Source organism: Streptomyces chengmaiensis, assembly GCF_029846775.1.
GTDB classification, from domain to species: Bacteria; Actinomycetota; Actinomycetes; order Streptomycetales; family Streptomycetaceae; genus Streptomyces; species Streptomyces chengmaiensis.
The window spans coordinates 51,509-76,411 of the sequence record NZ_JARWBG010000009.1 but is presented as its reverse complement, the minus strand read 5'-3'; the positions used below and the strand labels follow the sequence as shown (position 1 = coordinate 76,411).

Sequence of the window (24,903 nt, the reverse complement as noted above, 5' to 3'; positions counted from 1 at the left end):
GCGGGGGAGAAGGTGCGCGGCCGACGGGGGGGGGAAGGGCCGGCCGCGCACCCGTTCAGGACGCCGGGAAGCCTCCGCCCCGGCGTGCGGTCGTCAGCGCCCGCGCGAGCGTCTCGACCGTCGAGCAGGAGAACAGCACCCGGACCGGGATCTGAAGGCCGAACTCCTCCTGGAGCCGCAGCGCCACCCGGGTGGCGATCAGCGAGTCCCCGCCCAGGGCGAAGAAGTCGTCGTGGGCGCCGACCTCGTCGGCCCACAGCGCCTCGGCCCAGATCCGGGCCACGGCCCGCTCCGCCGGGGTGCGCGGCGCGGTGAACGCCGCCTCCAGGCCGGACCGGCCGCCGTCCGGCGCGGGCAGCGCCGCACGGTCCGTCTTGCCGCTGGGCGTCAGCGGCAGCCGGTCCAGGAAGACGAACGCGCCGGGCACCATATAGCCGGGCAGCGTGCGCCCGCACCATGCCCGCAGCGCCTCCGCGCCGAGCGTGCGCCCCGCAGCCGGAACGCAGTAGCCGACGAGGGCCCGCTCGCCCGGCACGTCCTCCCGGACGGTCACCACACAGGAGGCGACGTCCTCGTGGGCGAGCAGCGCCGCCTCGATCTCGCCCGGCTCGATGCGGAATCCGCGCACCTTCACCTGGTGGTCCAGCCGCCCCAGGAACTCCAGGTTGCCGTCGGGCAACCAGCGCACCAGGTCGCCGGTGCGGTACACGCGCCCGGCCGCTCCGTCCGCGATCCGCGTGTCGGTGAACCGCTCCCGCGTCAGCTCCGGCCGGCCAAGGTAGCCGCGGGCCACCCCCGCTCCGCCGATGAGCAGTTCACCCGGGACGCCTGTCGGCACGGGCCGGTCGGAGGCGTCGACGACGTACACCTCGGTGTTGGGGGTGGGCCGGCCGATCGGGACCGGGCCCGTCGCGTCCCGGATCTCGGCGACGGTCGCATAGACGGTGGTCTCCGTCGGCCCGTAGCCGTTGACGACGCGGCGGCCCGCCCGCAGCATCCGCGCGGCCAGCTCCGCGGGCAGGGCCTCGCCCGCGGTGAAGACGGTCAGATCGCGCGGCGTCTCCCGCTCGCCCAGGGCGTCCAGCAGCGGCCGCCAGGCCGAGGGGGTGGCCTGCACCAGGGTGACGGAGTGCCGGTCGACGAGTTCGGCGAGCGCGCTCGGGGTGTGCACCTGGTCGCGGTCCGCGCCGATGATCCGGCCACCGGTGGTCAGCGGCAGGAACACCTCGACACCCGCGATGTCGAACGTGGCGGAGGTGGTGAACAGCACCCGGTCGCTCGTCGGCGCGGGGAACGTCTCGCGCATCCCGTAGACCAGGTTCACCAGGGACACGACCGTGACGGCCACGCCCTTGGGGGCGCCGGTGGAGCCCGAGGTGTAGAGCACATACGCCAGATGCTCCGGCCCGGCCGCGGGGGAGGGGTCGTGGTCCGGGCCGGCGGCGATCGCCTCCCGGTCCCCGTCCACCGCCACAAGGGCGCGGCCCTCCCCGGCGAGCCGCTCACACAGGGAGCGCTGGGTCACGACGACCGGCGCGGCCGTGTCGCCGAGGACGAACGCAAGCCGCTCCACGGGGTGTTCCGGATCGAGCGGAACATACGCCCCGCCGGCCTTCAGCACCGCGAGCAGCGCCACGACAAGTTCGACGCCGCGCTCCAGGCAGACCCCGACCGGGACGTCGGGGCCGACGCCCAGGTCCTTCAGGCGGTGCGCGAGGCGGTTGGCCCGTGCGTTCAGCTCCCGGTAGGCGACCTCCTCGGAGCCGAAGACCACCGCCGTCGCACCCGGGGTGCGCGCCGCCTGCTCGGCGAACAGCCGGGCGACCGTCGTGTCCGCCGGGAAGGAGACGGCGTTCCTTCCCCATGCGCCCACCAGCACATGCCGTTCCCGTGGAGTGAGCGGGTCGAACTCGCCGAGGACGGTGTCCGGCGCGTCGCCCACGGCTTCCAGCAGCGTGAGGTACGCCCCGGCGAACCGCTCGGCGGTGGCGGCGTCGAACAGCGCGGTGCGGTAGTCCAGATGCAGCACAAGACCGGAGCGCTGCTCGTCGTGGGCCAGCGCCAGATCGGGCGGACAACTCCCGGCCGGCACGGGCCACACCGACTGCGCCCGAGTGAACACGGCCTGAACCAGGGGATGATGGCCGGCGGTCGGCTCCGGTACGAGGGCGGCGGCCAGCCGCTCGAACGGCGGCTGCTCGGGGGCGAGCCGCAGGGCCGCGTCCACCTGCTCCGCAAGCCGCCCGAACGGAACTCCGGCGTCGAGATCCGCCCGGACGACGACCGGGACGTCGTCCACCAGGGCGCCCACCGCCACATCGTGCCGACGGCTCCACCGCCCCAGCAGCGTGTGGTACACGGCGAGCAGCGCGGCGGGCAGACCGACCCCGCGGTCGGCCGCCGCCTTGCGCAGGGCGTCCGCGACACCCGCCGGGACGAGGCGGGTGTGCCGGGACGTGCCGCCGTCCGCCGCCAGGGTGCGCGGCCGGTCGGCAGGCAGCTCCAGCGGTTCCAGGTCCGCCAGTTCAGTCCGCCGCCGCTCCAGCGCGTCGGTGGTTGCGTCGGTCATGACCCCTCCCGGGTGCCGAGGATCCGCGCCAGCGCCGTGCGGTCCGTCTTTCCGTTGTCGTTGAGCGGCAGGCCGTCCAGCAGCCGGATCCGGGCCGGCACCATGTGCAGCGGCATCTGGTCGCGCAGCCATGCGTCAAGCGCCGCCGGGTCTGCCGCGCGTCCGGCGTAGGCCGCGGCCAGCTCGGTCTCGCCGTCGTCCGCGGGCAGTGCGACCACCGCGGCGTCGACCACATGCGGGTGGCGTCGCAGCACCGCTTCCACCTCGCCGGTCTCCACCCGGTGGCCGCGTACCTTGACCTGCTGGTCGAGGCGTCCGCAGTGCACCATCACCCCGTCCACACGCCGGACCCGGTCGCCGGTGCGGTACCAGTGGCCTGCGGTGAGCGGGGCGGAGCCGTCGTACACGACGGCCCGGCCGCCCTTCTCGTACGACAGGAACCGGCCGGTGTTCTCCCGCGGATCGAGATAGCCGTCGAACCGCTGCGGGCCGCGCACGCACAGCTCGCCCTCGTCGGCGGGCAGCCCCTCGTCGTCCAGCAGGACGCCTTCCATGTGCGGGTACATGGTCCCGATGGGCACGGTGCCGCCCGGGTACTCGGGCCAGTCGGAACCGGGGCCGGTCAGCCTGTGGTTGGTGCAGCAGATGGCCAGTTCGGTGGGGCCGTACACATTGTGGATCTGCGACTGAGGGGCCACCTCGCGCCACAGCGCGGCATGCTGGGCGGTGACCGGCTCCGCGCCGAACATGCTGTGCCTCAGGGAGACGGCCCGGCCCAGCGGAAGACTGCCGAGCCGCTGCGCCTCCCGCACCACCGACGGCACCGAGAACCAGTGCGTCAGACGGCGCTCCACGACGAAGTCCACCGGCGTGTACAGGTCTGTGGCCGTCGGCACGACCAGCGTGCCGCCGCCGCCCCATGTCGCGAACAGGTCGAAGACATGCGCGTCGAAGGTCAGTCCGAACGCCTGTGACAGCCGGCTGCCCGGCGCGATCTCATAGCGCGGGATGTTGTGCGCGAGGTACGGGGAGATCTGGCGCTGGAGGATCGGCACGCCCTTGGGCTGGCCCGTCGACCCCGAGGTGAACAGGATGTACGCCTCGCCGTCGAGGTCGCGCGCCGCCGGCGGCAGCGCCCCCGCCGGCGGCGGAGCGTCTGCCCGCTCGTCCTCGGCGAGCTCCAGCACCGTCGGCCGGTGGCGCTCGGGCAGCTGCCGGAACAGGCCGGCGGACCGGCCGTCGACCAGGGCGACCTCGACGCCCGCGCGCTGGGCGACGTCGAGGTTGCGCTGCACGGGATGGTCGGAGTTCAGCGGGACCACGCCGGCGCCGAGCCGCTGGACGGCCAGGTACCCGGCGTACGCGGCGACGGTGCGGGAGGCCGCCAGCGCCACCCGGCGGGGCGTGCGGCCGTGCTTGTGCACGATCCGCTCGGCCACCGTGAGGGCCAGCGCCCGCAGTTCCGCGTAGCTGAGGACTTCGTCGCCGACCTCCAGGGCGGGGTGGTCCGGCAGCCGCACGGCGGTCTCCTCGAACCACTGGTACAGGGTGCGCTGCTGAACGGCTGTCATCGGTTCCTCGATATCCATGTGCGCTCCAGGTTCTCCACCAGGTCGGGGCTGTGGAGACGTCGGCACTGCTCGACGGCGTAGTCGGCCAGGTAGAGCCGCAGCACGTCCTCGGGCTCTTCATGCGCGTGCAGGATGCGCCGGTTGCCCACGACCGCGGGGTCGGCGAGCTCGGCGGCCGCCGCCGCTGCCGCCGCGTCCATGCGGTCGGCCGGCACGGCTTCGTCGCACAGCAGCCGGCCCTCCCCGGACCGCGCGTCGATCCGCCGGTCCGCGAAGATCGCCTGCCGGGCCAGCCGGTTGCCCGCCACCCGGGACAGCCGCAGGTTGGCCGCGCCCGGGATGATGCCCTCGCGGAGTGCGGGCAGCGTGAAGTAGGCGTCGTCGGTGGCGATCACCCGGTCGAAGACGAGCAGGATCTGCGCCCCGCCGCCGATCGCGAAGGTGTCCACGGCGGCCGCCCACGGCTTCTCGACGGGCTCGGGCAGCCAGTCGCCGCCGTCGTCCGGCATGCTCAGACCACGGAAGATCTTGTTGATGTACCCGAGCTCCCGGGCCAGGAAGAAGTCGATGAGCGAGATCTCGCCCTCGTACAGGCGAGTCAGGTTGATGCCCGCGCTGAACACCCTCCGTCCGGCGTAGCGGGGGTGCGTCATCGCCGCGCCGCGCAGCACGCCGACCCGGATCCCGTCGTCCAGCAGCACCAGGTCGACCGCGGCCTCCAGCGCGGCGACCAGCAGGTCGTCCTCGGCGTTGAGGAACCGCGCGTTGTCCACGGTCACCTCGCCCACCCCGTCCCGCCGTTCGACGGAGACGATGCCGAAGTCGGCCCGGCCCGTGGCACGGAAGGCCGGCAGGGCCGCCAGCGCCTTCGGGGTCGGCCTGCGCATGGCCTCCATCAGATGCCGCCCCGCGGCGGCGGAGCGCAGCAGCCCCCAGAAGAGGATGCCGTGGTCGATCTCCCGGCCTTCCTTCTCCCGCTGCGGACGCCGTCGCTCCGCCTCGATCTGCTCCTTCGTCGGCGTCAGACCGGGGATCAGACGGGCCGCCCCGGCGGCGAGGTCGTCCAGCCGGAGGAACGCCCGTCGGCCGTCGGTCAGTTCCGCGTACAGGGTTTCCGCGTGCAGCTCGACGAATCGCCGCCGGGCCCGGCGGGCCGCCGTGTGCAGCCGGACCGCGGCCTCGCCCGGCCCGGCTGCACGCAGTTCGTCCTCGAAGCGCGCGAGACAGCGGGCCGTCGCCGCGCAGTCGTCGGCGTATCCCCGGCCGAGCTCGGGCACGGCCGCGGTGCTGTCCACCGCCGTCACCGTCATCGTGTCCTCCCGTGGGTGCGTGTGCGGCCGCGGGCCTTCATGGCCAGCTGCCGTGCCTGAGCGCGGCCGGAGGCGGCCGGCCGGGCGTCTTCGGCCGCGCCGGCGGCGTCGTTCGCACCGGCCAGGAGCGCCGCCATGGCCCGGACGGTGGAGTGCCGGAACAGGTCGATCAGGTCGACGTCGCGCTCCAGCGCGGTGCGCAGCCGGTCGCGCAGCCGGATGAGCAGCAGCGAGTTGCCGCCCGCGTCGAAGAAGCTCACGTCAGGGCCGACGGCGCGGCCGAGGACCTGCTCCCACGCATCGGCGACATGCCGCTCCACGGAGCTCGCAGGCCGCCCCGTCGCGCTGCGCGCCGCCGTGCGCCGGGCGGCGGCCTCGGCGAGCGCCGTGACCAGGCCGGACCGGTCCGTACGCCCGCTGGGCAGCAGCGGAATGCGGTCCAGCACCTCCAGTTGCGCGGGGACCATGAAGCCGGGCAGCGTCTCGGCGAGACGGGTGCGCAGAACGTCGGCGGTCACGCCCGAGCCGGGGCGGACGACGGCCGCCGCGACGAGGCCGCCGCCCCGGGCTGCCGCCCGGGTCCCGTCCCCGGTTCCGACCGCAGCCTCCGCGCCGGCTGCGGCCCCGACCCCGGCCCGGCGCTCCGCCCCGGTCCCGGTCGCGCCCCCGTTCCCGCAGGCGGCGTCCTCGGCTCCGGCTGCCACCGCGGCCCCGCTGCCGGCTGCGGTCCTGTTCACGTGCGAGGTCGGCGTCCCGGCGATGGTCCCGTCCGCGTCTGTGCCTCCGGTTTCGGCTGTGACCGCGGCCCCGGCGCCGGTTGCGGCCCCGGCCCGGGTCTCCGCCCCGCTCCCGGCTGCCGCCCGGGCCCGGGCTGCGATTCCGCCCCTCGTGCCGGTCCCGGCGACCCCGGCCGCGTCGCCGGTCCCGGTCGCGTCCGGGCTTGCGGTTGCGGGGACGGTCCCGTTCGCGGCTGCGGTCCGGTTCGCGTCCGCGGCCGCGTCGCCGGTCCCGGCCGCGGCGGCGTCCGCGTCGCTTCCGGCATCCGCCAGCACCTCGGCGTGTACGACGGCCGGGTGCGCCAGCAGCGCCGCCCGGACGTCGGAAGCAGACACCCGTACGCCCCGCACCCGCGCCTGCTCCGTGGTCCGCCCCGCGAACAGCAGTCGGCCGTCCGGGGTTCGGCGCGCCAGATCCCCGGTGGCGAACAGCCGGGCGCCCGGGCTCCCGGTGAAGGGATCGGGCCGGAACCGCTCCGCGGTCAGGCCCGGTCGGCCGAGGTAGCCGCGGGTCACGGCCGGGCCGCCGATGTGCAGTTCACCGACGACGCCCGGCGGCGCCGGCCGCCCCAGGGCGTCCAGCACATACGCCGTGGCCCCGGCGGGCACGCCCAGTTCGACCGTGCGCACCGCGTCATCCGCGCCGACCGGTTGGGCGAGGGCGCATCCGGCCGTCTCGGCCGTGACGTACAGATGGTGGAGTGCCCGGGCCCCGGCGTCGTAGGCCGCCCGCACCTGGGCGGGCTCCAGCGGTTCGCCGCCCGCCAGCACGAAGGCCGCCCCGGCCGCTTCGGGAGCCGACAGCTGCGACGGCGCCGCGTACACCGTGCCGGAGACGGCGTCGCCGTCCGGAACCAGCACCCGGCCGCCGCGGGTGAGCGGCGCGAAGAGTTCGAACACCGCGCCCGGGGTGTCCGGCGGGCTCTGCAGCGCCACCGAGTCGAGCGCGCCCGCGGGCAGTTCGCGGTGGGCCCAGCGCAGCCGGGACGCCAGCTGGCGGTGCTCGGCGACCACGGGCAGCGGCTCCCCGGTGACGCCTGAGGTCCGCAGCACCCAGGCCGCGTTGCGGGGGCCGGCGGACCGGGCGCGGGCGTCCGGCCCGCCGTCATCCGACGCCGCGGGGGCGTCCGGCACGGCGCTGCGCGCGTCGTCCAGTTCCACCACGTGCACGCGTGTGTGGTCGAACAGGGAGAACGAGACGCCGTCCGCGAGGACGGTCTCCACCTCCGCGTCTTCGACGGCCAGCCGCAGCAGGAAGGCGGGCAGCGCCGGATCGAGCGGGACGCATGCGCCGCCCGCCTTCAGCACGCCGAGGTGAGCGGCGGCCAGTTCGAAGGAGGCCGGGGCGCACACGCCGACCCGCACCTCGGGGCCGACGCCGCGATGCCGCAGCCGGTCCGCGAGACGCTCCGCCGCCGCGTCCAGCTCGCCGTATGTCCACGACCGCTCCCCGGCGCTCAAGGCGACCGCGTCGGGCGTGCGCGCGACCTGCTCGGCCACCAGCGTGTGCACACACTCCTCGACGGCTTCCCCAGCCGTCCGCCCGCCGTCTGGCGCCGACCGCAGCAGCTCCGCCTCGGTGGGCCGCAGCAGCTCGGACACCCGGGCCGCCGGGTCGGCGCCGACGCGCTCCAGCACGGTCCGCAGACAGGTGAGCAACTGCTCGGCGGCGGCGTCCTCGAAGAGCTCGGTGCGGTAGTCGACCACGGCCAGCAGACCCTCGTCGGTCTCCACCGTGTCGATGGCCAGATCGGTCTTCATCGTCGGCAGCCGCAGCTCCGCGGCCCGGAACACCGCCTCGCCCGCCCGGTGGACGCGCGCCGCCGGCTGATGGGTGTACATCACCTGGTACAGCGGGTGGTAGCTCGGATCGCGGGAGACGCCGAGGGCGTCCATCACCTCGTCGACGGGCAGGTCCGCATGGTCCAGGGCGTCCAGCAGGTCGCCGCGCACCGCGCCGAGCAGTTCCTCGAAGCGCGGGTCGCCCGACAGGTCGCCGCGCAGCACCACGGGCCGCGTGAGATAGCCGATCAGCCCGGCGCTGCCGGGGGTGTCCCGGCCGGAGACGGCCATGCCGGTGAGCACGTCGACGCCGCCGTACCGGCTCAGCACCACGTCCGTCGCGGCTTTGAGGACCATGTACAGGCTGCACCGCCTGGCGCGCGCGAGCCTCCGCAGCGGCTCCGCCGTCTCGTGCGGCACCACGGCGGTGCGGCGGCCGCCCTCGTGGCCGCCGCGCGCCGGACGCGGCCCGGACAGCGGCAGTTCCAGCACCTCGGGGGCGTCCGCCAGCCGCTCGGTCCAGTACCGCAGGTTCTCGCCGCGGGCGCGCTCGTCCCGCGCCGTACGGGCCGCGAGGAACGTCCCGTAGTCGACGGCGGGCTCGGTCGGGGGCGGGGGCAGGCCCTTCGAGAACGCCTCGTACAGCGCGGCGAGTTCGGAGGTGAAGACCTCCAGCGAAGCCCCGTCGAAGACGATGTGGTGGACGCCGACGAGCAGTCGGTGCGCCGTGTCGTCGAGTCGCAGCAGCCGGACCCGCAGCAGCGGGCCGCCGTCCACCTCGAAGGGAGTGCGGGCGAAGTCGTCGGCGAGTTGGGCGGCGCGTTCCCCGGACGCCACCACATCGGCCTCGACCGCGGTCCCGGCGGGCGGGGCGGCGTCGACGCACTGCACCGGCTCGCCGTCCGCACCGCGCACGATGCGCGTACGCAGCGCGGGGTGCCGGCGCACCAGCTCGTCCAGGGCGCGGCCCAGGGCGGCCGTGTCGAGCGGCCCGTCGACGGCGACGGCGAACGGGACGCTGAAGAACGGGTCCTGCGGGCGCAGTTGGGCCAGCGTCCACAGCCTGCGCTGGGCGGGGGTGAGCGGCAGATGCGAGTCCGCGGTCACCGGGGCACCTCCGAGTCGGCGGGCGTCGGGCCGACGGCCGTGCCGCCGTGCCCGGTGCGCCGGGAGCCGCGCCGCGAGACCGCGGCGAGCAGAGCGGCGGCGGGCAGCAGCAGCGCACCCGTGAAGATGATCGATTCGGCGATGCCGGCCGCGTCGGCGACGACGCCGCCGAGGACCACGCCGAGGATGGTGAAGTTCACCATCAGGGCGTTGAGCAGTCCGACGCCGCGGCCGCGCAGATGCTCGGGCAGGTCGCTCAGCAGAGTGTTGGCCACCGGCACCTGGAACAGCCCGGAGCCGAGCCCCGCCAGCAGGCACCACGCCAGCACGACCGGCACCCCCAGCGAGTCCCGCAGCCGGCCCGTCGGGTCGAGCAGCAGCAGCGACGCGCCGAACAGGACGATCGAGCCGATGAGCAGCTTCCGGTCGGTGAACCGGCGGACCAGCGGCGGCCCGGTCAGCGCCCCGGCGATCGAGCCGGCCCCGAACGCGGCCTGGGCCAGGCCGAAGGCGAGGGGACCGAGCCCGAACACCGCGAGCAGCTGGGAGTTGAGGTTGGTGGTGAACAGACCGAGAGCCAGCATCACCGGCACCAGCACGACGGCGAGGAAGCGCAGCGAGGGCACCGCCAGCACACCGCCGACACCGGTCCGCAGGGACTGCCAGTAGGACTCGCGGCCGCTGTCCGGGCCGGGCGCCGGGACCTCGCGCAGCACCGCCATGCTGGCCAGCAGCACCGCCGACACCACGAAGGTGGCCGCGTCGATGACGAAGACCGCCGTGACGCTGCCGAAGGCGAGCAGCAGACCGCCGAGCGCGGGCCCCACCAGGTTCAGGGTGTGGTTGGTGGACTGGAACAGCGCCACCGCCGTGGGGATGCTGTGCCCCCGCACGATCAGCGGGATCGCCGTGATCCGCGCGGTTTCGAAGACCGCCTTGGCCGCACCGCTGAGCAGGATCAGCGTGAGGAGCAGCAGCGGAGCGTCCCGTACGGCGATCATCGCCAGCGCCAGGACGGCGCGCACCAGGTCGGAGCCGACCATCAGCAGCCGGGCCGGGAGCCGGTCGGCCAGCGGCCCCACGAACGCGCCGAGCACGCCGGAGGGCAGCAGCTGCGCGATGACGACGAGCGACACGTACAGCACCGGGTTGGCCGTCTCGGTGGCCACCACATAGATCAGAGTGATCTTGGTGATGGCGTCGCCGAGGAAGGACGCCACGACGGCCAGCCAGTACCGGATGTACGTCCGGTCCGTGAGGAGCTCAAGCATCCGTGGCCGCCGTTCCGTCCGCGGCACCGCCGAGGACCTCGTTGAGCGCCCTCGCGACGTCCTCGACGTTCGGGTGGCGCATCATCGTGTAGTGGTTGCCGGCGACCGTCCGCACGGTGACGTCCTGACCGGTCAGCTCGCGCCACGAGGCGGCGAGGTCGTGCTCCTCCTCCGCCGCCTGGAGCAGGGTCACCCGGCCCTTGAGGGGCGCGGGACGGAAGTTCCACAGCAGCCGCAGATTGGCTGCCCACAGGTCGAGCACATGGCGGATCTGCTCCCGTCCGGCGTCCGGCGGCAGATAGTCCGATGCGCGGGCGATGCCCAGCAGATAGTCGAGCTGCTCATCGGCCGTCATGGCCCGCAGCTCCGCCGCAGGCCTGAGCCGCTCGCCGTAGTCCCACTGCAGGTTCGCCGCGACGGCCTCGACGATGTCGGCCGTGTCCGGCTCCGACCCGGCCTGCACCACGGCGGGCGCGTGCGCGTCCATCATGACGACGGACACCTCTGCGCCTGCCTTCTCCAGCTCACCGGCGACGGCGAAGGCGTTGGCGCCGCCGTAGCACCAGCCGGCCAGCGTGTACGGGCCCGTGGGCTGCGTCTCGCGGATCAGGTCGGCGTAGGCGGCGGCACGTTCCCCGAAGCCGGCGAAGGGCAGTGCGCCGTCGACCGGGGGCGGCGACGCCAGGGCGTACAGCGGCCGGTCGCCCTCGACGAGCCCGGCGAACGGCATGTAGCAGACGACTTCGCTGCCCGCCGGGTGGGCGAAGAACACCGGGTCGCCCGCGCCGCCGGAGCCGATCTCCACGAGGTGGACGCCGTCGTCCTCCGTGTAGCCCTCGCGCAGCATGCGCGCGAACCGCTCCACGGTGGCGCCCCGGAAGATCGCGGCCATCGGCAGCTGCTGCCCGAACCGCTTCTCGATCTCCGCCATCAGCCGCAGCACCAGCAGGGAGTGGCCGCCCAGGTCGAAGAACCGGTCGTGCAGGCCGACCGGCCTGACTCCGAGCACCTCCTCCCAGATGTGGGCCACTTCCAGCTCCACGGCGTCCCGCGGCGGCACATAGTCCGCTGCGTCGCGCTCGACGGCCGGCTCCGGCAGAGCCCTGCGGTCGATCTTGCCGCTGGCGTTCAGCGGGAAGGACTCCAGTCGCACGATCACGGAGGGGACCATGTAGTCCGGCAGGACGCCCCGCAGCCGCTCACGCAACTGCTCCGCGGTCACGGAGTCGTCGGCGTCCGGGGCGCCGTCCGCGTCCGGGGCGCCCGCGGCTGCTTCGACGTAGCCCACCAGCCGCCTGTCGCCGGGACGGTCCTCGCGCACCAGCGCGACCGCGCGGCGCACCCCCGGGTGTTCCTCCAGCCGGGCCTCGATCTCGCCCAGTTCGATGCGGAACCCGCGCAGCTTGACCTGCCCGTCGTCCCGGCCCAGGAACACCAGGGAACCGTCCGCCCGCAGCCGCGCCTTGTCGCCCGTCGCGTACAGCCGCGCGCCGGGCCGGTCGCCGAACGGGTCCGGCACGAACCGCTCGGCGGTCAGCGCCGGGCGGCCGCGATAGCCCCGGGCCACGCCCGTGCCGCCGAGATACAGGTCGCCCGGCATGCCGACGGGCACCGGGCGCATGCGGTCGTCGAGGACGTACACCTGTGTGTTGGCGAGCGGGCGGCCGATGGAGATCTGCTCCGTGCCGCTGTCCAGCCGGTGCGCGGTGGACCAGATGGTCGTCTCGGTCGGGCCGTAGACGTTCCAGGTGCGGCCCGGCCTGCGGACGAGCTGCTCGGCCAGGGACGGCGGCAGCGCCTCACCGCCCACCAGGACCCGCACCGAGCCGTCGTTGCGCCAGCCCGCCTCCGCCAGCAGCTGCCAGGTGGCGGGGGTGGCCTGTACGACGGTCGCGCCCACCGCCTCGAGCAGGGCGGCCAGCCGTCGGCCGTCGACGGCCTCCTCCTTGCGCACGACATGCGTCCGCGCGCCGCTGACGAGCGGGGCGTACAGCTCCAGGCCCGCGATGTCGAAGGTGACCGGAGTGACGGCGGCGAGGACGTCGCCCGCGCCAAACCCGATCTCCTCTGCCATGGCCAGCAGCAGATTGACCAGGTTGCGGTGGGTGACCTCGACGCCCTTGGGGCGGCCCGTCGAACCGGATGTGTAGATCACGTACGCCAGCCGGTCCTCACCGCCCGCGGGGCGGGCCGGAGCAGGCGGTTCGGCCGCGACGGCCGCGGCGTCGGCGTCCAGGCACAGCCGCCCGCCCGGGCAGTCGGCGAGGGCTTCGAGCAGCTCGGTGCGCGTCACCACCAGCTCCGCCCCCGCGTCGGCGGTCATGTCCGCCAGCCGCCGCGCCGGGTGCCGCCCGTCCAGCGGGAGGTACGCGCCGCCCGACATCACCACGCCGAGCAGCGCGGTGACCAGTTCGACGGAGCGCTCCAGGCAGACCCCGACCACCGACTCCGCGCCGATCCCGCGGCGCTGCAGATGCGCGGCGAGCCGGCCCGCCCGGTCGACCAGTTCGGCGTATGTGACCCGCTCGTCGCCGCAGGAGACGGCGACCGCGTCGGGCGTGGCCCGCGCCCGGCGGAGCACCAGGTCCTCCAGGCACAGCCCCGGCTCGCGCGGCGCGGCGGTGCGGTTCCACTCCACGAGCAGGGTGCGGACCTCCTCGGGGCCCGTCAGCGACAGATCGCGCACGGTGCGGCCCGCGTCCGCGGTCATCTGCTCCAGCAGCCGCACGATCTGGCGGGACAGGCGCGCCATCGTGCTCTCGTCGAACAGATCGGTGTTGTACTCCAGCACCGCGTGGAAGTGGTCCTCGGCGACCGCCGGGTCGTCGAAGAAGCCCAGCATCACATCGTCCTTGGCGGTGGCGTTGTCGAGCATCAGCTCCTCGACGTCGAGCCCCGCCATGGGCGCCTCGTCCTCGTAGTGGAAGTCCACGAGGATGAACGACGTCTGGAAGATCGGCGTACGGCTCGGGTCGCGGTCCAGCTCCAGCTCGTCGAGGAGCGTCCCGAACGGGATGTCGTTGTGGTCGAAGGCGCCCAGCATCGTCGTCCGGGTCGCCTGGAGCAGCTCGCGCACCGTCATCCCCGGCCGCACCGCGGTGCGCAGCGGCAGCATGGTCAGGAAGTAGCCGACCATCGGCTCCGTTTCGGGCCGGCCGCGGGTGGAGGACGTGGTGCCCACCACGATGTCCTCCTGTCCGGACAGCCGGTGCAGCAGCAGCTGCCAGGCGGCCAGCAGGGCGACGAAGACGGAGACGCCCTCCCGCTTGGCGAGGTCCCGCACCGCCTGCGTCAGCTCTGGTGTGAGGGCGAACTGGTACCGGGCGCCGTTGGACGTCTGCAGCGGCGGGCGGGGCCGGTCCGCAGGCAGCTCCAGCACCGGATCGGCGCCTTCCAACTGCTTCTTCCAGAAGGGCAGATGGCGGCGCGCCGCCTCCTCCCGCAGCCACCGCGGCTGCCACTGCGCGTAGTCGGGGTAGTGCACCTCGATCTCGGGCAGCTTCGGCTCGCGGCCCGTGGCGAACGCCGTGTAGAGCTCGGCGATCTCGGCGTTGAAGATGCCCATCGAGCCGCGGTCCCACACCAGGTGGTCCACCGTGCCGACCAGGACGTGCTCCCGCTCGCCCAGGCGCAGCAGCGCGATCCGCAGCAGCGGCCCGTGCACCAGGTCGAACGGTTTGCGCAGTTCCTCGGTGGCCAGCCGCAGCATCTCCTCCTCGCGCCGCTCTGCCGGCACATCGCGCAGGTCCTGATGGCGTACGGGCACCCGCATCGCCTCGTGCACGACCTGCACGGGCGCGTGGCCGTCCTGCTCGAACGTGGTGCGCATCGCCTCGTGGCGCTGTACGAAGGCGTCCACCGCGCGCTGGAGGGCGTCCGCGTCCAGTTCGCCGCGCAACCGCGAGGCGAAGTACACGTTGTAGACCGGGTCGTCGGGGTCGAACTGGTGGATGAGCCAGATCCGCTCCTGGTCCACCGTGAGCGGAACCCGGTCGCCGCCGGTGCGCCGGGTGACCGGGCCCGTCGTCGCGGGGGCCTGGGCGCGCTCGCGCATCCTGCGGTCCAGCAGGGCCCGCTGGGCCGGGGTGAGACCGGCCAGCCGGTCAGCCAGTTCGGTCACGGCTGCTCTCCTTCGGACATGCCCTGGTACCGGTTCTTGAGTTCGGCGAGGTGCTCCAGCCCCTTCAGCACCCGGTCCTGGCCGAGGCCGAAGTCGATCAGGCAGGCGACCTCGTCCACCCCGATGTCGACCAGGTCCTCGATCAGCGACTCGCACTTGTCGGGTGTGCCGAGCAGCGCCAGCGTGTCGAAGTACCGCTCGAAGGAAGCGGCGAGCATCGTGTCCCGCTCGGCCTCGCCGAGCTTGGAGAACTCGCTGCCGAAGCTGTCCTGCTGGGCCAGGAAGGTCTTCAGATAGCCGGTCAGCGGACCGCGCACGAGCTCTCTGGCCTCGTCCTCGTCGGGCCACAGGAAGGTGTGCACCATCGCCGTCACCCGGCCCGCGGCCGGATCGTGCCCGGCCTTCGCCCGCGCCTCGCGGTAGGCCGCCGCCTTGTCCTTCAGATCGGCCGGCCGCTGCGCCACCAGCCCGGTCAGCACATGCGCCCCGATCTCCCCGGCGCGTGTGAACGTCTCGACGCTGCCCTGTGCGGACACCCACACGGGCAGCGCCGGCTGGAGCGGGCGGGGCAGGGTGCGCACGGTCTGCGGCGAGCCGTCGGCGCGCGGCAGTTCGACGCTCTCGCCGGCCCAGAGCCGCTGGATGGTGTGGATCGCCTCGAACATCTCGTCCTTGCGGCGCGGGTAGCGCTGCTGCCCGTCGCCCGGCGCCAGGATGAAGTCGTCGGGGTGCCAGCCGGACGCCGCGGAGATCGCGGCCCGGCCGCCCGACAGATTGTCGACCACGGCCCATTCCTCGGCCACCCGCACCGGGTGGTGCAGCGGCAGGACGGTGCTGCCGGCCCGTATCTGGAGGCGCTCGGTCAGCACCGCGATGGCGGCCGCCAGGACCGAGGGGTTCGGGTAGAGGCCGCCGAAGTCCACGAAGTGGCGCTCGGGGACCCAGATGCCGCTGAAGCCGTTGGCGTCGGCGTAGCGTGCGCTGTCCAGCAGCAGCTGATACTTGCCCGGCCCTGCGGCGGTCCCGTCGCCGGAGAAGAAGAACAGGCTGAAGTCCATGGTGCTGCCCGGCCTCCGTCTGCGGCGCGGGGCGGCGGACTTCGCAGCCGTGCGCTCCCCGGCGCCCAGGCCGCCGGGTGCCTTCGCGCCGCGGTCGCGCAGGGACCGCTCCAGCACCGCGCGCTGACCGGGCGTCAGCGAGGCCAGCCGTTCCTGGAGCCGCTGCGTCGTCTCGGTCTCGTCAGACATGATCACCCTTCAGCTTCGCCTCGGCCTCGTCCGCGGAGAGGCCCTCCACCTCGCGCAGCAGCGCCTCGAACTCGTCCAGCCCGATCGCCTCGGCCTGGTGGGCGCGGATCGCGGCGGCCAGACGCGGCACGGTCGGCGCCTCGAAGACGGCGCTCATCGGGAAGTCGCCGTGCGCCTGCCGCAGCCGTCCCACGATCTGGATCGCGAACAGCGAGTTGCCGCCCAGGTCGTAGAAGTCGTCGTCGGGGCCGATCGGCGACACCCCGAGCATGTCGCGCCACACCCGGGCCACGGACTGGGCGACATCGTCGTCGGGCCACACCGTCGCCGGATCCCAGTCGTCGTCGGACTGCTCCCGCCCGCTGCCCAGCGCGTCGGTGAACGACGTCGCCGTCAGGCCCGCCTGATCGGCCAGCACGTCCTGGAAGTCCGCCTTGGAGACCACGACCTGCGGCAGCCCCCCGGCCAGTGCCGCACGCGCCAGCGCCAGGCCGTCGGCGACCGGCACGCCCTGCGTGCGGCGCAGCCGCTCGTACAGCTCCCGCACCTCGGGCAGGCCCGCCATCTGCTGCTCGAACCAGTCGTCCCACTCCCACTGCGCCCAGTCCACGGCGACCGTGTTCCGCCCGGCCGCCGCGGCGGCCTGCGCGAAGGAGTCCAGGAACGCGGCGGCGGCACAGTTCTCCGACTGGCCGAAGCCGCCGATGACGCCTGTGGCGGCCGAGCCGACGAGGAAGAAGTCGAGCGGCTCGGCGGCCAGCAGCTCCTCCAGCAGCAGGGTCGAGCGCACCCGGGCGGCCAGGACCGGGTCGAAGTCGCCGCGCGTCTTCAGCGCCACCAGGCCGGAGCCGCGGGCGTCGGCGCAGTGCAGCACACCGCGGACGGCGCCGAGCAGTTCCCGGGCCCCTGCGACGACGTCGGCGGCCTGGGCGGGGTCACCGAGGTCCGCGCCGCGGTACGCGACCGCCTCCGGCCGCGCCCGGCACAGCGCCGCCAGCCGCGCCACCCGGTCCCGCACCCGCTCGTCGCCGCCCGCCGTCCCCGACAGCCACGCCCCCCAGTCGCCCTCGGCGGGGAACTCCGGGTCGCCGACCAGTAGCAGCCGCGCTCCGGCCGCCGCCAGTTCCTCGGCGAAGGCCAGCCCGGCCTCACCCGACACACCGGTCACCAGGTAGCCGGCGTCCTCGCGCCATGCCCGCTCTGCCGGGACCGCCTCCAGCTCCACGGGCGCGAACGCGCGCACCAGCCGCTGCGCGCCGCGGAGGGCGACGAGCGACTCCCGCCCCGGGCCCGCCAGTTCGGCGGTCAGCCGGCGCGTCGTCCGGGCCAGCCCGGCGGCGTCCTCGGGGAGCGTGATGTCGACGGCGCGGCAGGCCAGCCAGGGGTACTCCTGGGGCAGCACGGTGACCGCGCCGTACACGGCGGCGCGCTCCGGCCGGGTCACGGCGGTCCCGTGGGCGTCCTGCAGTCCGTCGGTGACCACGTCGACGCGCACCGGCCGGGTCCCGCCGCCCTCGCCCAGGGCCTGGGCCAGACAGACCAGGCTGTGGAAGCCCGCGTCCAGCGCCTCGGCGCAGCGGCCGGCGGCGTCCCGCCCGTCGTCCGCCCGGCCCGTGACCGACCAGGCGTGCAGCACCCGGCCGGGCAGCAGGCCGTCCCGCCCCAGCTCCCGCACGACCTGCGGCAGCGCGTCGGGGTCCGCGGGGTCGGCGGTGAAGTCGTACGCCGAGGAACGGGCGTACGCCGCGCCCTTGCGCACCGTGGCGACCGTGTGGCCGCGGGCGCGCAGTCCGGCGGAGACCTCGTCGGTCAGACCGTGCTCGTCCGCGAGGACCAGCCAGGCCGCCGTCGCCTCCGCGGAACCCGCGTCCGCCTCGCCGGCCGACGCCCCCGGCGCTCCCGACGCTCCCGGCGCTCCCGGCGCTCCCGGCGCCGCCGATGCCTCCGACGGCTCCGGCGCGTCCGGCAGCAGCGGCGCGCGGTGCCACACCGGGGCGTACGTCCAGCGGGCCGGGTCGGCACGCAGATTCCCGCCGGGCGCCTCCTGCGGCTTGGGCAGCAGATGGCTGCGGCCCTCGAAGGGATATGCGGGCAGTGGGACACGGCGTCGCTCCCTGCCGCGGTGGAGTGCCGCCCAGTCCGGCCCGGTCCCCAGCCGCCACAGCTCCGCCAGCCCTTCGCGCAGTGCCCGCTGCTCTGCCGGACCCTGCTCGCCGCGCGGCCTGCGCAGCAGCGTCACCGTCGGGGGCGGCTCGGGGCGGCTGCGCACCAGACCGCTGAGCTGACTGCCCGGTCCGACTTCCACGAGCACGGCGGGACCGCGCTGTGCCAGAGCGGCGATTCCGTCCGCGAACCGCACCGGACGGCGGGTGTGGGCCACCCAGTACTCCGGGTCCACAGCCTGCTCGTCGGTGATCCAGGCGCCCGTGACATTGGACAGGAACGGGATGCGCGGCTTGTTCAGCCGCACCGAACGCAGCACCTCGGCGAGCCCGGGCAGCGCCGGCTCCACCAGCGCGGTGTGGAAGGCGTGCGAGGTCTCCAGCTCGCGCACCGGCACACCCCGCTCCTGAAGCAGCCGGCGCGCCTCGGCGATCTCCTCCGGGGCGCCCGCGACCACGCACGACTCCGGTGCGTTGACGGCGGCGATCGTCGCACGGCCGTCCAGCGCCTCGGCGAGCGACTTCTCGTCGAGCGGCGCCGACAGCATCCGGCCGGGCGCGAGCTCCTGCATCAGCTCGGCGCGCCGGGCCACCACCCGCAGCGCGTCCTCGAGCGTGAACACCCCGGCCAGGCAGGCCGCGACAAGCTCGCCCAGGCTGTGCCCGGTCATGGCGTCGGGGTGCACCCCCCAGGACATCAGCAGCCGCGCCACGGCGTAGTCCACGCAGAACACGGCAGGCTGGGTGTACCTGGTCTGCCGCAGCCGCTCCGCCGCCTCCTGTGCGTCCGCCTCCTGTGCGTCCGCCCCGGGTCCGTCCGCCTCCTTCGCGCCGGAGCCGGCGGCGAACGCGACCTCGCGGACGTCCCAGCCGGTCAGCGGCAGCAGGATCTCCGCACAGCGGTCGAACGCCTCGCGGAACACCGGCTCGGTGCGGTAGAGCTCCGCGCCCATGCCCGCGAACTGCGCCCCCTGACCGGGGAAGAGGAACACCACGTCGGGCGTCGGGCCGCCCTGCGGGACGGGTTCCGTCGCGGCCGCGGGGCGGCGCAGCGCGGCGACGGCCGCGGCGCGGTCGGAGGCCACCACGGCACGGCGGCAGGCGAACGCGACCCGCCCCAGCTGCAGTGTGTACGCGGCGTCGCCGAGACCTGCGTCCGGCTCCGCCTCCAGGGCCGCGGCCAGCCGCTCCGCGGCGGCCCGCAGCGCCTCGGGCGTGCGGGCCGACAGCGGCAGCACATGCCAGTGGTCGTCGGCCGCCTCCGCGGCGGCCCCGCCGTCCCGGTCCGCGGCGGCCCCGCCGTCCCGGTCCGCGGCGTCGAGGCCGCCGTGGAGACGACCGGCGGCCGGGGCGGCCTCCAGCACGACATGGGCGTTGGTGCCGCCGATGCCGAAGGCGCTCACCCCGGCGCGCGGCGGCAGCTGTGTCCGTGGCCACGGCCGGCCCGCGGCGTCGATCCGGAACGGCCCCTTCTCCAGGTTCAGCCGCGGATTGGGATCGGTGAAGTGGGCGGTCGGCGGTATGAAGCGGTGCTCCAGCGCCAGCACCGCCTTGATCAGGCCGGTGACCCCCGCCGCGGCGTCGAGGTGGCCGACGTTTGACTTCACGGAGCCCAGATGGACCGAACCCGGTGCGAGTTCCGGGCCGAAGACCTCGGTGAGCGCCTGCACTTCGATCGGGTCGCCGAGCGGTGTGGCGGTGCCGTGCGCCTCGACGTACTGGACCGTGCCCGGCTCCACGCCGGCGACGGCCAGCGCTTCGGCGATCACCTCGCTCTGCCCCCGCTGCGACGGAGCGGTGAAGCCGATCTTGGCGGAGCCGTCGTTGTTGACGGCGCTGCCGCGGATCACGGCATGGATGTGATCGCCGTCGGCGACCGCGTCCTCCAGCCGCTTGAGCACCACCATCGCCACGCCGTCGCCCGAGACGGTGCCGGTAGCAGCGGCGTCGAAGGGACGGCAGCGGCCGTCAGAGGACAGGATCGCGCCCTCCTCGTACCGGTAGCCGCGCGGCTCGAACTCCCGCACCGCCACACCGCCGGCCAGCGCCAGATCCGACTCCCGGGTGAGCAGCGACTGCACCGCCAGATGCACCGTCACCAGCGATGACGAGCAGGCGCTCTGCACGGTGAAGCTGGGCCCGGTCAGACCGAGCTTGTACGACACACGCAGCGCGAGCATGCCCGGGTCGTTGCCGACGGCGACCTGGATCTCGTCCGAGACCCGGCCGTCCTGTGACGTGGGGGGCACCCGCTCACGCAGATAGCCGCTGCCCGCCACGCCGGCGAACACGCCCGTGGGGCCGTCGAACGTGCCCGCCGGGTAGCCGGCCCGCTCCAGCGCCTGCCACGAGGTCTCCAGCAGCAGCCGGTGCTGCGGATCCATCAACTCCGCCTCGGCGCGGGTGACGCCGAAGAAGGCGGCGTCGAAGCGGTCGTACCCCTCCAGCGGGAAGCCGGACTTGACCAGCGCCGGATCGTCCAGCAGCCGCTGGGGCACTCCGGCCGCGGCCAGCTCCTCGTCCGTGTAGCGGGTGCTGCCCTCCGCACCGGACACCACCATGCGCCACAGCGCCTCGACGTCCTCGGCGCCGGGGAAGCGCCCGCTCATCCCGATGACGGCCACGCACTGCTCGGGCAGTCCGGGCAGCTCGGTCCGGTGCGTCTCGCGTTCCGTCATGCGTTCCCCCCGTGCGGGTCGGAAGTGGACCGGCCGTGTTCGCCGGAGTCGTTCTGTGCCGCGAGCAGTTCGTCCAGGGCGCCCGCGAGTTCCCGTACGCTCGGCCGGTCGAAGAGCATGCGCAGCGACACCGCGGCGCCCAGCCGCTCCGTGGCGATGGCCACGGCCTGGGTGGCGAGCATCGAGTGGCCGCCCAGTTCGAAGAAGTCGTCGTCCAGGCCCACCCGGTCGACGCCGAGCACCTCGGCCCAGATGTCGGCCAGCGCCTTCTCCACGGGCGTGCCCGGGGCCGCGAAGTCCGCGTCCAGGTCCGGGCGGACCGCGTCGGGCGCGGGCAGCGCCCGTCGGTCCACCTTGCCGTTGAGCGTCAACGGCAGCCGGTCCAGGGCCATGTAGACGTTCGGCAGCATGTAGTCGGGAAGCGTCCGAGCCAGGTGCTCGCGCAGCTCCGACGGTCCGGCCGGGGCCGCCGCCACCCAGTACGCCACCAGGCGCGGGTCCCCTGCGGCGTCCTCGTCGACGGCCACGACCGCGTCGCGCACCGCGGGGTGCCGGGTGAGCGCGTTCTCGATCTCTCCCGGCTCGATGCGATAGCCGCGGATCTTGACCTGGTGGTCCAGGCGGCCCAGGTACGCGTGGTCGCCGTCCGCGTCACGCCGTGCTGCGTCGCCCGAGCGGTACCGCCGGGCGCCGGGCGCCGCCGCGTCCGGATCGGGCAGGAACCGCTCCGCGGTGAGGGCCGGGCGGCCCAGATAGCCGCGCGCCACGCCCGCCCCGCCGACGTACAGCTCACCGGCCGTGCCCGTGGCCGCGTCGGCGCCGTCGGCGTCGACGACGCGCATCGTCCAGCCGTCGAGCGCCTCTCCGATCATGCTGCCGTCGCCGTCGAGGTCGGCCGCGGTCATCCGCCGGTATGTGGAGTGCACCGTCGTCTCGGTGATCCCGTACATGTTGACCAGTACGGGCGTCGCGTCGCCGTGGCGGGCGATCCACGGCCGCAGCATGCCGGGCGGCAGCGCCTCCCCGGCGAAGACCGCCAGCCGCAGCGCCAGTTGCGCGGGCGCGGCCCCCTGCGCCGCCTGCTCCTCCTCGTACCGGATCAGCTGCCGGAAGGCGGCCGGGGTCTGGTTGAGGACGGTGACACGCTCGCGGTGCAGCAGCGCATGGAGGTCCTGTGGGGAGCGACGTACGTCCTCCGGCACGACGACGAGGCGTCCGCCGTGCAGCAGCGCGCCCCACATCTCCCACACCGAGACGTCGAACGCCGCGGAGGAGAACATCGACCACACGTCCCCGGGCCCAAAGCCGAACCTGTCCCGCACACCGGTCAGCAGGGCCGTCACATTGCGGTGCTCGACCATGACGCCCTTCGGGACGCCTGTCGAACCGCTGGTGTAGATGACGTACGCGAGGTTCGCCGGGCCCGTTCCCGCGTCGTCGGGCGGGGTGACGGGGTATGCGTCCAGCGCGGCGCCGCCCGGGCCGGTCACCACCGTGCGCTCGGCGCGGGGCCCGGCGTCGGCCGCGTCCGTGAGCAGCACCGCTGCGCCGGCGTCGGCCAGCAGGAAGGCCTGCCGCTCCGCGGGGCTCGCCGGGTCGACGGGAACATACGCGCCGCCGGCCTTCAACACCGCGAGCAGCGCCGTCACCAGGCCGGCGCCGCGCTCCATGCGGACGGCGACCGGCGTCTCCGGGCCGACGCCGAGCGTCCTGAGGCGGTGGGCGAGCCGGTTCGCGGCATGCTCCAGCTCCCGGTAGGTCAGCCGGCCGTCGCGGGCCGTCACGGCGACGGCGTCGCCGCGGTCCGCGGCCTGCCGTGCGAACCGCGCGTGGATCGTCGCGGAGGCTTCCCGGGCGGCCGGGGCCGTTTCGTCAACGGTCAAGGTCGGTGTTCCTCTCAGTGCCGCAGCCGGCGGACCGGACCGCTGCGAGATCCGGGACCGGCTTGTCCGGGAAGGCGATGGCTTCTTCCAGCGCCTGCTCAAAGGCGGCCAGCAGCGCGGCCGGCGTGTCCGGTCCGAACAGGTCGGTGTCGTACTCGAGGGTCAGCGCGATGCCTTCGCCGCGCTCCTCCACGTACAGGCTCAGGTCGTACTTGGCGGTGTCCTGCGGTCCCGCGAGGTCGAGAACGCACTCGTCGAGCCCGGCGAAGACCGGGGCCCGGCGCTCGCCCAGATAGCTGAACATCACCCGGAAGACCGGCATGAAGTCGCGGGCGCGCCGCGCCACCAGGGCCTGAACGAGCTTGTCGAACGGCAGGTCCTGGTGCTCCGAGGCGTTCAGCACCGCCGTGCGCACCCGGCCAAGCAGCTCACGGAAGCCGGGGTTCCCGTCCAGCCGGGCACGCACCGGCACCATGTTGATCAGACAGCCGACCATGTCCTGGGTCTCGGGCCGGTTGCGGCCCGCGGCCGGGATCCCGACCGTCATCTCCCCGGCCCGCGCCCACCCCGCCAGCAGTGCGTGGAACGCCGCGAGGTACGTCATGTTCGCCGTGGCCCGCTCCCGACGGCCGAACTCCCGCACCTCCCGCACCAGCCGGGGGCCGAGGGCGCGGGTGGCGACCGCGCCGCGGAAGCTCTTGGACGCGGGCCGCGGCCGGTCGGCCGGCAGGTCCGGGGCCTTCGGGTCGACGCCGAGCGCGGCGCGCCAGTGGTCGACCAGACGCCTCAGCGTCTCCCCGGCGAGCTCCCGGCGCTGCCAGGCGGCCAGGTCCGCGTACTGCACCGCCACCGCGGGCAGCCCGGCCCCCGCGGAGCCGTACAGCAGCCCCAGCTCCCGGTAGAAGATCTCCGCCGAAGCCCCGTCGACCGCGATGTGATGGAACGTCACCAGCAGCCGGTGCTCGTCCTCGGCGACCCTGACCAGCCGGGCCGCCAGCGGGGGAGCGGCGGCGAGGTCGAAGACCCGTGCCGCCTCCTCGGCTGCGATGCGCTCCGCCCGGGCCGTCGCGTCGGGCGCCCCGGCCAGGTCGGTGTACGGCAGAGGCACCGGCGCAGGCGGCTCGACGACCTGGTGCGGCCGGCCGGACACCGCCTCGTACGTCGTACGGAGCACCTCGTGACGGGCCACCACGGCGTTCAGGGCCCGTCCGAGGGCCGCTCGGTCCAGGGCGCCGCGCAGCCGCAGCGCCGTCGGCACGTTGTACAGCGTGGAGCCGGGGTCGAGTTGCTGCATGAACCACAGCCGCTGCTGGGCGAAGGACAGCGGGGGCCGCTCCCCGCGCGGCCCCGGCCGGGGGCCGGACGGCTCCGGCAGGGCGTCGCCCGCCCCCGGCGGCCTCTTCATGGCCTCGCGGATCAGCCCCGCCATGCCCTGAAGCGTGTCCGCGCCGAGCAGCTCGGCCGGGGCGACGCGGGCGCCCAGCTCCTCGTCGACGCGGGCGGCGAGCCGGCCCGCCGCGGCGTCGTCCCCGCCGAGCGCGCCGAACCCCGAACCGAGCCCTACGCCGGTGACCTTCAGCAGCTCGCACCACATATGGGCGAGCTCCTCTTCGACGAAACCCATGGCCGTCATGCGAACGACACCCCGGTTCGCGCGGTGCGCACGGTCCTGTGCAGCAGATCCATGAAGCGCTGCGGCCGGGCGCCGAGATAGAAGTGGTCGCCCTCGAACAGGTGCAGCTCGGCGCCCGCGGTCGTGTGGCGGCCCCACTCCCCGGCCTCCGCCGCCCGCACATCCGGGTCGCCGTCGGCCGTGCACACCGTGACCGGGCAGCTCACGGCCGCGTCCGACGCCGACCGGTAGTCCCGCAGGGCGCGCAGGTCGGCGCGGAGCGCCGGAAGGAACAGCCGTACGAGTTCCTCGTGTTCGGCCACACCCGCGGCGGTGCCGCCGAGACCCATGACGCGTGCGAGGACCTCCGTGTCCTGCTCGTCCTCGATCCCGCTCAGCCGGTCTGCGCGGTTGGCGTGATGCGAGGGCGCCGCGCAGGCCGAGGCGATCAGCGCTGCGGGCGCTGCGGGCGAGAAGGGCTGCTCCAGCCGCCGGGCTACCTCGAAGGCGGCGATCGCCCCCATGCTGTGCCCGAACAGGACGGGCCGGATGAGCGGCAGGGACCGCAGCACCCCGGCCGCGTGGTGGGCGAGCTGCGCCAGAGACGAGGCGGGTTCCTCGAACAGCCGGTTCTCCCGCCCCGGGTACTGGACGACGAGCATCTCGACGTCCGGTGCGAGCGCCGCGGACAGCCCGAAGTAGTAGCTGGCCGAACCGCCGGCGTGCGGGAAGCAGACCAGCGTGTGCCGGGCCCCGGGTTTGGGATGGAAGCAACGGATCCAGCGGTCTGGGTCCATGTCTGTGTGACGAGTCAA

The 24,903-nt window shown here is 74.5% G+C and carries 11 protein-coding genes; all 11 read right to left on the bottom strand.

Translation table 11 applies throughout. The annotated features are described in order from the left end of the window. Positions 1 to 55 precede the first annotated feature (55 nt). From QCN29_RS10555 to QCN29_RS10505, 11 genes are read right to left on the bottom strand one after another with little or no spacing between them, the layout of a single operon-like run. Entirely contained in the window at positions 56 to 2,569 is a 2,514-nt protein-coding gene (locus QCN29_RS10555) for a non-ribosomal peptide synthetase (RefSeq protein ID WP_279927549.1), read from the bottom strand. Then, entirely contained in the window at positions 2,566 to 4,158 is a 1,593-nt protein-coding gene (locus tag QCN29_RS10550; protein WP_279927548.1) for an amino acid adenylation domain-containing protein, read from the bottom strand. Before QCN29_RS10550 ends, QCN29_RS10555 begins: the two co-directional genes overlap by 4 nt. After that, the gene (locus tag QCN29_RS10545; RefSeq protein ID WP_279927547.1) at positions 4,137 to 5,450 is read right to left on the bottom strand and encodes an enoyl-CoA hydratase/isomerase family protein; all 1,314 of its coding nucleotides are present in this window, start codon (positions 5,448 to 5,450) and stop codon (positions 4,137 to 4,139) included. Before QCN29_RS10545 ends, QCN29_RS10550 begins: the two co-directional genes overlap by 22 nt. Further along, a complete protein-coding gene (locus QCN29_RS10540; RefSeq protein ID WP_279927546.1) occupies positions 5,447 to 9,115 on the bottom strand; it encodes a condensation domain-containing protein in 3,669 nt (1,222 codons plus the stop codon). The genes QCN29_RS10545 and QCN29_RS10540 overlap by 4 nt, the downstream gene beginning before the upstream one ends. Then, complete coding sequence (locus tag QCN29_RS10535) at positions 9,112 to 10,386, bottom strand: MFS transporter (protein WP_279927545.1); 1,275 nt, start codon at positions 10,384 to 10,386, stop codon at positions 9,112 to 9,114. Before QCN29_RS10535 ends, QCN29_RS10540 begins: the two co-directional genes overlap by 4 nt. Then, positions 10,379 to 14,506 carry a non-ribosomal peptide synthetase gene (locus QCN29_RS10530; RefSeq protein ID WP_279927544.1) on the bottom strand — a complete coding sequence of 1,376 codons (4,128 nt, stop codon included), beginning with the start codon at positions 14,504 to 14,506 and terminating at the stop codon, positions 10,379 to 10,381. Before QCN29_RS10530 ends, QCN29_RS10535 begins: the two co-directional genes overlap by 8 nt. Continuing rightward, entirely contained in the window at positions 14,503 to 15,753 is a 1,251-nt protein-coding gene (locus tag QCN29_RS10525) for a MupA/Atu3671 family FMN-dependent luciferase-like monooxygenase (RefSeq protein ID WP_279927543.1), read from the bottom strand. Before QCN29_RS10525 ends, QCN29_RS10530 begins: the two co-directional genes overlap by 4 nt. Beyond that, on the bottom strand, positions 15,746 to 20,593 hold the full coding sequence (locus tag QCN29_RS10520) for a type I polyketide synthase (protein WP_279927542.1): 4,848 nt from the start codon (positions 20,591 to 20,593) through the stop codon (positions 15,746 to 15,748). The genes QCN29_RS10525 and QCN29_RS10520 overlap by 8 nt, the downstream gene beginning before the upstream one ends. Further along, the gene (locus tag QCN29_RS10515) at positions 20,590 to 22,476 is read right to left on the bottom strand and encodes an amino acid adenylation domain-containing protein (protein WP_279927541.1); all 1,887 of its coding nucleotides are present in this window, start codon (positions 22,474 to 22,476) and stop codon (positions 20,590 to 20,592) included. The genes QCN29_RS10520 and QCN29_RS10515 overlap by 4 nt, the downstream gene beginning before the upstream one ends. Further along, positions 22,466 to 24,109 carry a condensation domain-containing protein gene (locus QCN29_RS10510; protein ID WP_279927540.1) on the bottom strand — a complete coding sequence of 548 codons (1,644 nt, stop codon included), beginning with the start codon at positions 24,107 to 24,109 and terminating at the stop codon, positions 22,466 to 22,468. Before QCN29_RS10510 ends, QCN29_RS10515 begins: the two co-directional genes overlap by 11 nt. Beyond that, positions 24,106 to 24,903, bottom strand: a complete 798-nt coding sequence (locus tag QCN29_RS10505; RefSeq protein WP_279927539.1) for a thioesterase II family protein — start codon at positions 24,901 to 24,903, stop codon at positions 24,106 to 24,108. The genes QCN29_RS10510 and QCN29_RS10505 overlap by 4 nt, the downstream gene beginning before the upstream one ends.

Coding starts and splice junctions, on each gene's coding strand:
- QCN29_RS10555 (WP_279927549.1), bottom strand. CDS start 2,569: ATGACCGACGCAACCACCGACGCGCTGGAGCGGCGGCGGACTGAACTG.
- QCN29_RS10550 (WP_279927548.1), bottom strand. CDS start 4,158: ATGGATATCGAGGAACCGATGACAGCCGTTCAGCAGCGCACCCTGTAC.
- QCN29_RS10545 (WP_279927547.1), bottom strand. CDS start 5,450: ATGACGGTGACGGCGGTGGACAGCACCGCGGCCGTGCCCGAGCTCGGC.
- QCN29_RS10535 (WP_279927545.1), bottom strand. CDS start 10,386: ATGCTTGAGCTCCTCACGGACCGGACGTACATCCGGTACTGGCTGGCC.
- QCN29_RS10525 (WP_279927543.1), bottom strand. CDS start 15,753: ATGTCTGACGAGACCGAGACGACGCAGCGGCTCCAGGAACGGCTGGCC.
- QCN29_RS10520 (WP_279927542.1), bottom strand. CDS start 20,593: ATGACGGAACGCGAGACGCACCGGACCGAGCTGCCCGGACTGCCCGAG.
- QCN29_RS10510 (WP_279927540.1), bottom strand. CDS start 24,109: ATGACGGCCATGGGTTTCGTCGAAGAGGAGCTCGCCCATATGTGGTGC.